We start from the raw sequence: 12,229 nt of genomic DNA on the forward strand, positions 1-12,229 counted from the left end.
GATGGGGAGGCGGGAACGACGGTGGCGGAACGGAGCACAGCTGCCGTCGACGTGGCAGACAACAGCGGTGACGAGCCGCTGACCGCCAAGGCGGACCAGTCCACGTCCGACGGGGTGGCCCAGGACCGGGAGCGGGAGACGGACAGCCAAGAGGCACAGGGGAGCGGCGGGATCGAGAGTCCCGGAAAGGCCTCACCGCCCGAGTTGCACAGCGGTCACAAACTCGCCAGGCGCTACCGCCTCGAGGAGTGCGTCACCCGACTGGACGGTTTCAGCAGCTGGCGTGCGGTGGACGAAAAACTCCGCCGTGCGGTCGGCGTGCATCTACTGCCCGCCGATCATCCGCGGGCCCGCTCGGTGCTGGCGGCGGCCCGGTCGTCCGCCCTCCTGGGCGATCCTCGGTTCGTCCAGGTCCTGGACGCCGTCGAGGAGAACGACCTCGTCTACGTCGTCCATGAGTGGCTGCCGGACGCCACCGAGCTGACGGCGCTCCTGGCCGCCGGTCCGCTGGAGGTGCACGACGCCTACCAGATGGTCAGCCAGGTCTCCCAGGCCATGGCCGCGGCCCACCGCGAGGGCCTTGCGCATCTGCGTCTGACGCCGGGCGCCGTGCTGCGCACGTCGACCGGCCAGTGGCGCATCCGCGGGCTCGCCGTGAACGCCGCACTGCGCGGCATCAGCTCCGACACCCCGCAGCGCACGGACACGGAGGCGATCGGCGCGCTCCTCTACGCCGCGCTCACCCAGCGCTGGCCGTACGAGAACGACGCGTACGGCCTTTCCGGGCTGCCCAAGGCCGTCGGCCTCATCGCCCCGGACCAGGTGCGCGCCGGCGTCCACCGGGGGCTTTCGGAGCTGGCCATGCGCGCGCTCGCCAACGACGGCGCGACGGCCTCCCGTCACGAATCGCCGTGCACCACGCCCGAGGAGCTGGTGAAGGCGATCAGCGAGATGCCCCGCATCCGCCCGCCGGAGCCCGCTTTCACCGCCCCGCCGGAGTATCAGCGCACGACGTACCAGCAGGGCACGTACGGCCGCCCCGCGGCCCGTCCCGGTGCCACCCAGCCGCTGCCCACCCCGCCACCCCCGCTGCAGAGCCGTACCGGCAAGGCGCTCAAGTGGGCCGTGTCGGCGTTGCTCATCGCTGCTCTGGGACTCGGTAGCTGGCAGCTCGCGGACGCGCTCATGGACCGCGGCGACAAGCCCGAGGACACCAAGCAGACGCACACGACGGACGGCAACGACAAGAGCGACGACAACACCAAGCCGACCAAGCCGATCGCCATCCAGGGGGCCACGGAGTACGTGGCCGAGGGCGACGCCCAGCACCCGAACGACGTGGGCAAGACGTACGACAACAGCCCCACGACCGGGTGGCGGACCAACAGCTACAAAGAAGGTCCGAAAATACTGATCAAGCCCGGCGTCGGCATCGTCTACGACCTCGGCTCTGCCCAGAGCGTGTCGGCCGCCGACCTCGCGCTCCGGTACAGCGGCCCTCACACGACGGTCGAGCTGTACGCGACCGCCACACCGGATTCGTCCACACCGCTGAGCTCGATGACGAAGCTCGGCTCGGTGACGACGAACGGCACCTCCGCCAAGGTGACGGTCGGCAAGCCGAAGAAGAGCCGCTATGTGCTCGTGTGGCTGACCGCGATGCCGTACTCGGGCAACGACTCCGCCAACTACAGCTACGCGGGCTACAAGCAAGCCATCACGGACGTGAAATTCACCGGCTGACGTCCGTCGCGGGAGGGGAGGGGGTCCGATGGCCGATGAAGTCGCATACGACGAAGCGAGCGATCAGGATCTCCTCACCCGCCATGTAGCGGGCGACCCGGACGCCTTCGGCGAGCTTGTACGGCGCCACCGGGATCGCCTGTGGGCGGTGGCCCTGCGCACGCTGGGAGACCGCGAGGAAGCCGCTGACGCGGTCCAGGACGCCCTCGTCTCCGCCTACCGGGCCGCCCACACCTTCCGTGGCCAGTCGGCCGTCACGACGTGGCTGCATCGCATCACGGTGAACGCCTGCCTGGACCGTGCCCGCAAGGCCGCCTCCAGGAAGACCTCGCCGGTCGACGACACCGAACGCCTGGAGCAGCTCCTCGAACCGCATGAGTCCGCTTCCGCGCCGGCCGAGCGCAATGATCTCCACCGCGAGCTCATCGGCGCGCTGGGCACGCTTCCGGCCGACCAGCGCGCCGCCCTGGTCCTGGTGGACATGCAGGGCTATCCCGTCGCCGAAGCCGCCCGCATCCTTGACGTCCCCACCGGCACGGTGAAGAGCCGCTGTGCTCGCGGCAGAGCCAGACTGCTCCCGCTGCTCACCCACCTCCGCACGGCCGGGGGCGCAGAGGAGTCCGAGAAGTCGGGCGGCCGAAGGAACCGGACGCAGGGGACATCCGTCCCACCGGCAGCGGGACCGCACGATGCGGGCCCACAGGATGCAGGGTCAAGCGATTCAGCTGCTGTGAAGGGCGGAGGTGGGCGAGCGTGACATCCACGACGGATACGGCCGGGCACCCGGACGTCGCGGAGATCTCCGACCTCACCGAGGGTCTGCTCTCGCCTTCTCGTACCCAGGACGTGCGACGGCATCTCGAGACGTGCGCGGTCTGCTCCGAGGTGTACGAGTCGCTGGAGGAGATCCGAGGATTGCTGGGCACGATGCCCGGCCCTGCCCGTATGCCCGACGACGTGGCCGGCCGTATCGATGCGGCCCTCGCGGCGGAAGCGCTGCTGAGCGCCACGGCGCCTGATCACGCGGCTCGTGCGCAGGACGAACACGTCGATGTTTCACGTGAAACATCGCCCGAACCCTCCACCACCGACACTCCTCTCACGCCGCTCGGCGCGGGAGCCCCCGCGTCCGCCGTCGACTCCGGCTCCCCCGCTCCCACCGACCGCCCTTCCGGACATCCGCGGGCGGCCACCGGACCGGGCCGTGCCCACCGAGCACGCCGCGGGCGGCGCAGGGCGGTCGTCCTGGGCACCGTCTTCACCGCCGCCGCTCTGGGGCTGGGCACGATCCTTGTGCAGTCCATGGGGGGCGACGGCTCCGGCAAGGAGCCCCAGACGCGCGCACAGCAGGAAACGGCGTCGAAGGTCACCTTCTCCGAAGGACAGCTGGAACAGCGGGTCTCGGACCTGCTGTCCAAGAACAAGAGCACGGGAACCAAGTCCGGCAGTGCCAAGCCCTGGGGCGCCGAGTCGCAGGGCACGGGCACCGGATCCGGTGGCGTCGACACCCTGATCACACCGAAGGTGCCGGTGCCCGACTGCGTGCAACGGGGGACCGGAAACGCCGGAGCAGTGCTCGGCGCCGAGAAGGGTACGTACAAGGGGACGAGTGTCTATCTCGTCGTCCAACCCGACGTATCCGACGGCACGAAGGTCACGGCGTACATCGTCGACGACGCCTGTGAGAAGAAGGGCTCGGGGACGCCGGGCAAGCTGCTTCTGACGAAGTCGTACGACCGGTCCTGACGCCGTCTCTCTCGACCCCGCTCGTCCCCGGATACCGCATGGGATCTGTGTGCGGTACGACGTCTCCGTGTGCCCGGACACAGCGGGAATTGAAGCCCCTTAGGATCCGTTGGGTGGGGTGAGAGTACTGAGAGTGGCTCCCACCGGATACGCAGCAGTCTCCAGAGACGAGGAATCAAGCCGTGAGCGACGTCCGTAACGTGATCATCATCGGCTCCGGGCCGGCCGGCTACACGGCGGCGCTCTACACCGCGCGCGCGTCGCTGAAGCCGCTGGTCTTCGAGGGCGCCGTCACCGCAGGCGGTGCGCTGATGAACACCACCGAGGTGGAGAACTTCCCCGGCTTCCAGGACGGCATCATGGGCCCGGAGCTCATGGACAACATGCGCGCCCAGGCCGAGCGTTTCGGCGCCGAGCTGGTTCCCGACGACGTCGTCGCCGTCGACCTGACGGGCGAGATCAAGACCGTCACGGACACCGCCGGTACCGTCCACCGCGCCAAGGCCGTCATCGTCACAACGGGCTCCCAGCACCGCAAGCTCGGCCTGCCCAACGAGGACGCGCTCTCCGGTCGTGGCGTCTCCTGGTGCGCGACCTGTGACGGCTTCTTCTTCAAGGACCAGGACATCGCTGTGATCGGTGGTGGCGACACCGCGATGGAAGAGGCGACCTTCCTCTCCCGCTTCGCCAAGTCCGTGACCATCGTCCACCGCAGGGACTCCCTTCGCGCTTCCAAGGCGATGCAGGAGCGTGCCTTCGCCGACCCGAAGATCAAGTTCGTCTGGGACAGCGAGGTGGCCGAGATCAAGGGCGACCCGAAGCTGGAAGGCCTCACCCTGCGCAACCTGAAGACCGGCGAGACCTCCGAGCTGCCGGTGACCGGTCTGTTCATCGCGATCGGCCACGACCCTCGCACCGAGCTCTTCAAGGGCCAGCTCGACCTGGACGACGAGGGCTACCTGAAGGTCGCTGCACCCTCCACCCGGACGAACCTGACTGGTGTCTTCGGCGCCGGCGACGTCGTCGACCACACCTACCGCCAGGCCATCACCGCCGCCGGCACGGGCTGCTCGGCCGCTCTCGACGCCGAGCGCTTCCTCGCCGCTCTCGCGGACAGCGAGACCGCTGCCGCGACTGCCACCGTCTGACCCTCACCCGCCCCACCGCACCAACAAGTTAAGGAGCCCGCCGTGGCCGGCACCCTGAAGAACGTGACCGACGCTTCCTTCGACGAGGACGTCCTCAAGAGCGACAAGCCCGTCCTGGTGGACTTCTGGGCCGCCTGGTGCGGCCCGTGCCGCCAGATCGCGCCGTCCCTCGAGGCCATCGCCTCCGAGTACGGCGACAAGATCGAGGTCGTCAAGCTCAACATCGACGAGAACCCGGCCACGGCCGCCAAGTACGGCGTCATGTCGATCCCGACCCTGAACGTCTATCAGGGTGGCGAGGTCGCCAAGACCATCGTTGGCGCGAAGCCGAAGGCCGCGATCGTGCGCGACCTCGAGGCGTTCATCGCCGAGTAGTCGGTGTTCGCCGCGGCGAGCGGCGCATGTTTCACGTGAAACACGAATGGGCCAGCCCGAAAGGGCTGGCCCATTTGCTTGACCGTCACGGAGGTCCCGTCACCTCTATCGAGCGGTGCCGGACGGGTCGTCACGTCACAGCGGACGGAGCGCCGGCTCCTTCTGCACCGCCCCCAGGAGCCGGTCCAGCGCAAGCTCCACGTCTTCCTTCCACGAGAGCGTCGAGCGCAGCTCCAGCCTCAGCCGCGGATAGGTGGGGTGCGGCCGAACCGTCTTGAATCCCACGGAGAGGAGATGGTCGGCGGGGAGCACACAAGCCGCCTCCTTCCACCGCGCGTCGCCAAAGGCCTCGATCGCTCTGAAGCCCCGGCGCAGCAGATCCTTGGCGACCGTCTGAACCATCACACGGCCGAGTCCCTGCCCCTGGTAGCCGGGCATGATGAAGGCGGTCATCAGCTGCACCGCGTCCGGAGAGACCGGGCTTGTGGGGAAGGCCGTGGAGCGGGGGACATAGGCCGGGGGCGCGTATAGCACGAAGCCCACCGGCACGTCGTCCACGTAGACGACACGGCCGCAGGAACCCCAGTCCAGCAGGACCGCGGAGATCCAGGCTTCCTTTTCCAGTGCCGGTGTACCCGCCTTTACCGCGGCTTCTCCGCTGACTGGGTCCAGTTCCCAGAAGACGCACGCGCGGCAGCGCCTGGGAAGGTCCTGGAGGTTGTCCAGCGTGAGCGGTACCAGCCGACGCCCCATGAAGGGTGTTCCTCGCTTCCTTCACCCGCGGCATCGCGGGCGGCTGTCAAGGCGCTGCGCTCCCTGAGCAGGCTGCCGACGAAACCGCCGACCGCCCCTAGCCCCAGGCCCGCGGTCACCAATCCGGTACGGCTCACGGTTCGCATGGCCCCCGCCTCCCCAATGAAGGTGCTGCCAGGTGGATGCGCCATACCCGATCGCATCGTATCCACGATGCGATTCCATCGATACCGCCAGAAAGCAAAGAGCGGACCGCGTTCCGGTACACACCGGACACAGTCCGCTCTGCTGGTCGGGCCGACGGCAGAACGTGCCGTCGAACGGCCGGGCGGCTACTCGGCCGGCTCAGGCCTCCGAGTCGCCGGAGTCGTCGTCCAGAAGGCTCTTCTGCAGGACAGGGCCCTCTCCGGGTGCCAGGGAGCCGAGGATGCGCTCAAGATCGTCCATCGATGCGAACTCGACGGTGATCTTTCCCTTCTTCTGCCCCAGGTCGACCTTCACCCGCGTCTCGAAGCGATCCGAGAGACGCATTGCCAGGTCACTCAGAGCCGGAGAGACGCGACCGCCGGCTCGGGGCCCCTTGGAGCGCGGCGCGCTCTGCGGGCGGGAACCCATGAGCGTCACGATCTCCTCGACCGCCCGCACCGAGAGCCCCTCGGCAACGATGCGGTGGGCAAGCCTGTCCTGCTCCTCAGAGTCCTCGACAGAGAGCAGCGCCCGCGCGTGCCCCGCGGAGAGGACACCCGCCGCGACGCGGCGCTGGACCGCAGGGGAGAGCTTCAGCAGACGCAGGGTGTTGGAGACCTGCGGGCGGGACCGTCCGATGCGGTCCGCCAGCTGGTCGTGCGTGCAGTTGAAGTCCTTGAGGAGCTGGTCGTAGGCGGCCGCTTCCTCCAGAGGGTTCAGCTGAGCTCGGTGGAGGTTCTCCAGCAGGGCGTCCAGGAGGAGCTTCTCGTCGTCCGTGGCCCGGACGATCGCCGGAATGGCCTCCAGCCCCGCCTCGCGGCAGGCCCTCCAGCGCCGCTCGCCCATGATGAGCTCGTAGCGGGCCGGACCCAGCTGACGTACGACGACGGGCTGGAGGAGCCCGACCTCCTGGATGGAGGTGACCAGCTCGGCGAGGGCGTCCTCGTCGAAGACCTCACGCGGCTGACGCGGGTTGGGAGTGATGAAGTCGAGCGGCAGCTCGGCGAAGTGCGCGCCGACGGGCTCCGAAGGCATCTCGAAGGACGCGACGTCCGCCGGCTCCTCCGTTTCATGTGAAACAGGCGGCAGCGTGGCCACCTTCGCCGCAGCCACCCCGCGCTCCGCCGTGAGGACAGGCGCGACCGCCGGCGAGGTGGGCGTCCCACTCGCCGGAGACGCCGGCCTCTCCCCTGTCGGAGCCGCAGGGATCAGTGCGCCGAGGCCGCGCCCCAGCCCCCGTCGTCGCTCACTCACTGGATCCCCTCCACCGTATTCTGATCGTTCTGCGCACCCGCGTGTGCGTGCTGCGCGTCGTACGCCACTCCGACACCTCGAAGGGCGATTTCCCGTGCGGCCTCAAGATACGAGAGAGCACCGCTGGAACCCGGATCGTAAGTCAGGACGGTCTGCCCGTAGCTCGGGGCCTCGGAGATGCGGACGGAGCGAGGAATGCTTGTCCGCAGCACCTCGTCACCGAAGTGGTTCCGCACCTCGTCCGCGACCTGCGACGCGAGACGCGTCCTGCCGTCGTACATGGTGAGCAGAATCGTCGAGACATGCAGAGCAGGGTTGAGATGTCCCCGCACCAGGTCCACGTTGCGCAGGAGCTGCCCCAGCCCCTCCAGCGCGTAGTACTCGCACTGGATGGGGATGAGCACCTCCGCACCGGCGACGAGCGCGTTGACAGTGAGGAGGCCCAGGGACGGCGGGCAGTCGATGAGGATGTAGTCCAACGGCTGCTCGTACGCCTGGATCGCTCGCTCCAGCCGGCTCTCCCGCGCCACCAGGGACACCAGCTCGATCTCCGCACCGGCGAGATCGATCGTGGCGGGAGCGCAGAAGAGACCTTCGACGTCCGGGACGGGCTGGACGACTTCCGAGAGCGGCTTGCTGTCGATCAGCACGTCGTAGATGGACGGGACTTCGGCGTGATGGTCGATGCCCAGCGCTGTGGAGGCATTGCCCTGAGGGTCGAGGTCGATCACCAGGACACGACCACCGTGGAGCGCCAGTGAAGCGGCAAGGTTGACCGTGGTCGTGGTCTTGCCCACCCCACCCTTCTGGTTGGCGACCACCATGACCCGGGTCTGCTCGGGCCGTGGCAGACCCTCGCCGGCGCGACCTAGCGCCTCCACCGCAAGTTGGGCAGCACGACCGATGGGAGTGTCGTCCATCGGGGGCGGTGTTTCACGTGAAACATCCTCCCCCATCGACTCGGTACGGGGACCGGGGACCGGATCGGTCATCGGTCCCGCGATGTTGGCGTCGGACCGCAAGGATTCACTCTCCTCGACTTCAGGCTCGCAATGAACAGAGCCTCCCATGCCTTCGGGGTCGTGAACCAGCGAGGCCCGTTGTTCTGTGGAGAAATCCACCTCTGTGGACATCTCCGCACCCTCTCCGAGTGAACCGAGAGGCTTTCGGTCGCGAGGTTCGGCCGCAGCACGGCCGCGGCTGATGATTCCGTGCAACAGTGAGCGACGTTTCACGTGAAACACGATGCATAGCCACTCAGGCCATCACCGCGCGACACTCCGAGATGCGTAGGTTTGGAGGCTTGTGTGGAGTACGGACAGCCACCCGACCAGATCGGGTGGCGTGACGAAAAACTCCCGGTTCCACACAGCGGAACCGGGAGTTCGAGGCCTCTCAGGAGGTCAGCGTCGGCGCCGGGCTCGTCCGGTTCGGGCGGCCTTGGCTCGCTTGGCGGCGAAGCGCACGCCACCCGGGCTCTCTCCGACCTCCACGCGTACGACGGTGGAGAGCGGGTCGACCACCCCGTCCCCCACGTGGAGAACGGACGTCTCCACGGCACCGAGCTTGCTCAGGGCCGTGGCAGCGCTCTTCAGCTCCTCCTCCGCGGTGTCACCCTTGAGAGCGAGCATCTCGCCGTAGGGACGCAGCAGAGGGATCCCCCACGTGGCCAGGCGGTCGAGAGGCGCCACGGCACGGGCGGTCACCACGTGGACGGGAGGCAGCTTGCCCATGACCTCCTCGGCACGCCCACGGACGACTGTCACATGATCGAGGCCGAGGAGCTCCACGACCTCGGTGAGGAAGTTGGTGCGCCGCAGCAGCGGCTCGAGCAGCGTGATCTTGAGGTCCTCACGGACGAGCGCCAGAGGAATGCCCGGCAATCCGGCACCTGAGCCCACGTCGCACACCGTCACACCCTCGGGAACGACCTCGGAGAGCACGGCACAGTTCAGCAGGTGCCGCTCCCAGAGCCGGGGTACTTCACGCGGGCCGATCAGCCCCCGCTTCACTCCCGCCTCGGCCAAGAGCTCCGCGTACCGCACCGCGTCCGCGAAGCGATCACCGAAAACCTCGCGCGCCTGCTCGGGCGCAGGGGGAAGCTCCGCTGCCTCCGTCACGGGGGGACCGTCCTTCCGTACCGCATGAGCGCACTGGGCGCTGTCTCCAGGACTATCAGGCTGACAAAATTCGGCCCCGTCTGCGCAACAGACGGGGCCGATGGAACGTACGTACCGATCAGGCGGGAAGCACGACGACGAAGCGCTGAGGCTCCTCGCCCTCGGACTCGCTGCGCAGCCCCGCGGCCTTGACCGCGTCGTGCACCACCTTGCGCTCGAAGGGCGTCATCGGCTTCAGCTTCACGGGCTCGCCCGAGCTCTTGACCTCGGCCGCGGCCTTGGCGCCCAGCTCGGACAGCTCCTCGCGCTTCTTGGCCCGGTAGCCCGCGATGTCCAGCATCAGGCGGCTGCGGTCCCCGGTCTCCCGGTGCACTGCCAGGCGAGTGAGCTCCTGGAGCGCCTCCAGCACCTCACCGTCACGGCCGACCAGCTTCTGCAGGTCACGGCTCCCCGCGTCACTGATGATCGAGACAGCGGCGCGGTCGGCCTCGACGTCCATGTCGATGTCACCATCGAGATCGGCGATGTCGAGCAGACCTTCGAGGTAGTCCGCCGCGATCTCGCCTTCCTGCTCCAGGCGGGTCAGGGTGTCGCCCTCGGTGGCGGCGGAGGTGGTGCCTTCCGTCACGGGATGGACTCCTTCTTACTTCTTGGACGGGGACTTGGGCCGCTGAGGACCCTTGCGCTGTCCGGACTGGGCCTTGCTGCGGGTACCGGCGCCGGGCTTGTTGCCCCCACCGGCCGGCTTGGCGGGGGAGGGCTTGGCGTCCTCCGGCTCGTCGGACTTGCTCAGCGAGGTCTTCGGCTCGGTCTCGTCGGCTCCCTTGGCGGTGCCCGACTGGGACTGTCGCTGCGACTTCGACTGCCGCTTCGGCTGCTGGCGCTTGGGAACGGCGCCGCTCACCGTGGTGCCGTCCTCGGTCTCGACGACGGCGACCTCGCTCTTCGCCACGGTGCCATCGGCCGCAGCGGCCAGACCCACCTTGGTGAGGCTGTTGATGAACTTGCGCTCGAACTCGTTACGGTCGCGGCCCTTGGCGACGATCGCCTTGACGATGGCGCGCTCGCCCCGGCTGCGGGTCTTGCCGTGGTGCGTGACGTGCTTGGTCAGACGCTCCAGGTAGGCGGCCTGAGCCTTGGAACCCGGGGTCGGGTTGTTGTGGATCACGTACATCTGCTGGCCCATGGTCCACACGTTGGTGGTCAGCCAGTAGACGAGGACACCGACCGGGAAGTTGATACCGAAGACGGCGAACATGACCGGGAAGACGTACATCAGCATCTTCTGCTGCTGCATGAACGGCGTCTTCACCGTGGTGTCGACGTTCTTCGTCATCAGCTGGCGCTGCGTGTAGAACTGCGACGCCGACATCAGGACGATCATGATCGCGGTGACGACGCGGACGTCGGTCAGCGAGGCGCCGAGCTGGGCGACCTTGTCGGCGCTGTCGGTGAACTTCGCCGCGAGCGGGGCGCCGAAGATGTGCGCCTTACGGGCGCTCGCGAGCAGCTGGTCGTCGATGACGCCGATCGTCTTGCCCGTCGCGATGCCGTTGAGCACGTGGTACAGGGCAAAGAAGAAGGGCGACTGCGCCAGGATGGGAAGGCACGAGGAGAGCGGGTTGGTACCCGACTCCTTGTACAGCTTCATCATCTCTTCGGACTGGCGCTGCTTGTCGTTCTTGTAGCGCTCCTGGATCTTCTTCATCTCGGGCTGCAGCGTCTGCATCGCCCGAGTCGCCTTGATCTGCTTCACGAAGAGCGGGATCAGGCAGATACGGATCAGGATCACCAGGGACACGATGGACAGGCCCCAGGCCCAGCCCGTGTCGGGACCGAAGATCTCCCCGTACACGGAATGGAACTGGACGATGACCCAAGAAACGGGTGTCGTGATGAAGCTGAAGAGACTGGCAATCGTGTCCACTAATCAGGCTCCTTGAGCATGGGACGGGGTCTCGGCGGCCGGGCTTGAGGGGTGGTCGGACCTACCAGGCCCCTCGGTGGCCGGTTCGGCGGCGGAGTTCCCGCCCTTGCGTGCACGCCAGGCGTTACGCAGCATTTCGTGCCACCGCGGGCGCTTACGCGGCGGAACATGGTCCACACCGCCCAGCGACCACGGATTGCACCGGAGGATGCGCCAGGCGGTGAGTGCCGTTCCCTTGATCGCACCGTGCCGGTCGATGGCCTGGTAGCCGTAGTGGGAACACGACGGGTAGTACTTGCACACCGGCCCCAGCAACGGACTGATCGTCCACTGGTAGAGCTTGATCAGTGCCAGCAGCGGGTACTTCATCGCGCGCCCCCTCCCAGCAGCCGCTGAAGGGCGGCATCCAGGTCTCGGGCCAGCTGTTCATGGTCGGCGTCGCCCGCACCGGGCAGCGCTCGTACGACTACCAGGCTACCGGGGGGCAACAGGGCGACTCGGTCACGCATCAGATGGCGAAGCCTGCGCTTCACCGTGTTGCGTACGACGGCTCCACCCACGGCCTTGCTCACGACGAAACCCGCACGCGTCGGGGGAGCGCTCTCCCCTGGCGCGTGCGGGTCCGTTGCACCGCTACGTAGATGGACGACGAGAAGCGGGCGTCCGGCCCGACGTCCTCGGCGTACCGCGGTCGCGAAGTCTTCGCGCCGCCTCAGCCGATGCTCGGTAGGCAGCACGACATCATGACCTGTGCGATCAGGCGGACAGGCGGGCGCGACCCTTGCCACGGCGGGACGCGAGAATCGCGCGGCCGGCACGGGTGCGCATGCGCAGCCGGAAGCCGTGGGTCTTGGCGCGACGACGGTTGTTCGGCTGGAAGGTGCGCTTGCTCACTCGGGGGCTCCAGAAAGAATCGGTAGTGGCGGGGTGCCGTCCTGGCTGTCACCGTGCGCCCACGAGTAGCTCGTATTACGCCC

14 protein-coding genes are annotated in these 12,229 nt (G+C 67.9%); 5 read left to right on the plus strand and 9 right to left on the minus strand.

Features of this window, described 5'->3' with window-relative positions:
• The first annotated feature begins 21 nt into the window (after positions 1–21).
• From ACZ4IF_RS10590 to trxA, 5 genes are all read left to right on the plus strand, one after another.
• Positions 22–1,743, plus strand: a complete 1,722-nt coding sequence (locus tag ACZ4IF_RS10590; protein ID WP_467561431.1) for a protein kinase family protein — start codon at positions 22–24, stop codon at positions 1,741–1,743.
• Positions 1,744–1,771: 28 nt separating this feature from the next.
• Positions 1,772–2,500, plus strand: a complete 729-nt coding sequence (gene sigM, locus ACZ4IF_RS10595; RefSeq protein ID WP_467561433.1) for an RNA polymerase sigma factor SigM — start codon at positions 1,772–1,774, stop codon at positions 2,498–2,500.
• On the plus strand, positions 2,497–3,489 hold the full coding sequence (locus ACZ4IF_RS10600; RefSeq protein ID WP_467561435.1) for an anti-sigma factor family protein: 993 nt from the start codon (positions 2,497–2,499) through the stop codon (positions 3,487–3,489). Before sigM ends, ACZ4IF_RS10600 begins: the two co-directional genes overlap by 4 nt.
• Positions 3,490–3,671: 182 nt before the next feature.
• On the plus strand, positions 3,672–4,637 hold the full coding sequence (gene trxB, locus ACZ4IF_RS10605) for a thioredoxin-disulfide reductase (protein WP_028804101.1): 966 nt from the start codon (positions 3,672–3,674) through the stop codon (positions 4,635–4,637).
• A 42-nt stretch (positions 4,638–4,679) separates the two neighbouring features.
• The gene (gene trxA / locus ACZ4IF_RS10610) at positions 4,680–5,012 is read left to right on the plus strand and encodes a thioredoxin (RefSeq protein WP_028804102.1); all 333 of its coding nucleotides are present in this window, start codon (positions 4,680–4,682) and stop codon (positions 5,010–5,012) included.
• A 135-nt stretch (positions 5,013–5,147) separates the two neighbouring features.
• Here trxA and ACZ4IF_RS10615 read toward each other — a convergent pair whose 3' ends face one another.
• From ACZ4IF_RS10615 to rpmH, 9 genes are all read right to left on the minus strand, one after another.
• Positions 5,148–5,765 carry a GNAT family N-acetyltransferase gene (locus tag ACZ4IF_RS10615; RefSeq protein ID WP_467561438.1) on the minus strand — a complete coding sequence of 206 codons (618 nt, stop codon included), beginning with the start codon at positions 5,763–5,765 and terminating at the stop codon, positions 5,148–5,150.
• A 345-nt stretch (positions 5,766–6,110) separates the two neighbouring features.
• Entirely contained in the window at positions 6,111–7,205 is a 1,095-nt protein-coding gene (locus ACZ4IF_RS10620; RefSeq protein ID WP_467561440.1) for a ParB/RepB/Spo0J family partition protein, read from the minus strand.
• Entirely contained in the window at positions 7,202–8,275 is a 1,074-nt protein-coding gene (locus ACZ4IF_RS10625) for a ParA family protein (protein ID WP_078629360.1), read from the minus strand. Before ACZ4IF_RS10625 ends, ACZ4IF_RS10620 begins: the two co-directional genes overlap by 4 nt.
• 333 nt (positions 8,276–8,608) lie before the next feature.
• Positions 8,609–9,325 carry a 16S rRNA (guanine(527)-N(7))-methyltransferase RsmG gene (rsmG, locus tag ACZ4IF_RS10630; RefSeq protein ID WP_095935441.1) on the minus strand — a complete coding sequence of 239 codons (717 nt, stop codon included), beginning with the start codon at positions 9,323–9,325 and terminating at the stop codon, positions 8,609–8,611.
• A gap of 118 nt (positions 9,326–9,443) precedes the next feature.
• Positions 9,444–9,953, minus strand: a complete 510-nt coding sequence (locus tag ACZ4IF_RS10635) for a Jag family protein (RefSeq protein ID WP_095935442.1) — start codon at positions 9,951–9,953, stop codon at positions 9,444–9,446.
• 15 nt (positions 9,954–9,968) lie between these two features.
• Positions 9,969–11,252: a membrane protein insertase YidC gene (gene yidC / locus ACZ4IF_RS10640; protein WP_467561443.1), complete on the minus strand. Its 1,284-nt coding sequence runs from the start codon at positions 11,250–11,252 to the stop codon at positions 9,969–9,971.
• A 3-nt stretch (positions 11,253–11,255) separates the two neighbouring features.
• On the minus strand, positions 11,256–11,621 hold the full coding sequence (gene yidD / locus ACZ4IF_RS10645) for a membrane protein insertion efficiency factor YidD (RefSeq protein ID WP_345640202.1): 366 nt from the start codon (positions 11,619–11,621) through the stop codon (positions 11,256–11,258).
• A complete protein-coding gene (gene rnpA, locus ACZ4IF_RS10650; protein ID WP_359489000.1) occupies positions 11,618–11,989 on the minus strand; it encodes a ribonuclease P protein component in 372 nt (123 codons plus the stop codon). Before rnpA ends, yidD begins: the two co-directional genes overlap by 4 nt.
• 19 nt (positions 11,990–12,008) lie before the next feature.
• Complete coding sequence (gene rpmH / locus ACZ4IF_RS10655; RefSeq protein WP_003949374.1) at positions 12,009–12,146, minus strand: 50S ribosomal protein L34; 138 nt, start codon at positions 12,144–12,146, stop codon at positions 12,009–12,011.
• Positions 12,147–12,229: the final 83 nt, after the last annotated feature.

It is taken from the genome of Streptomyces sp. NPDC025784, from assembly GCF_055558435.1.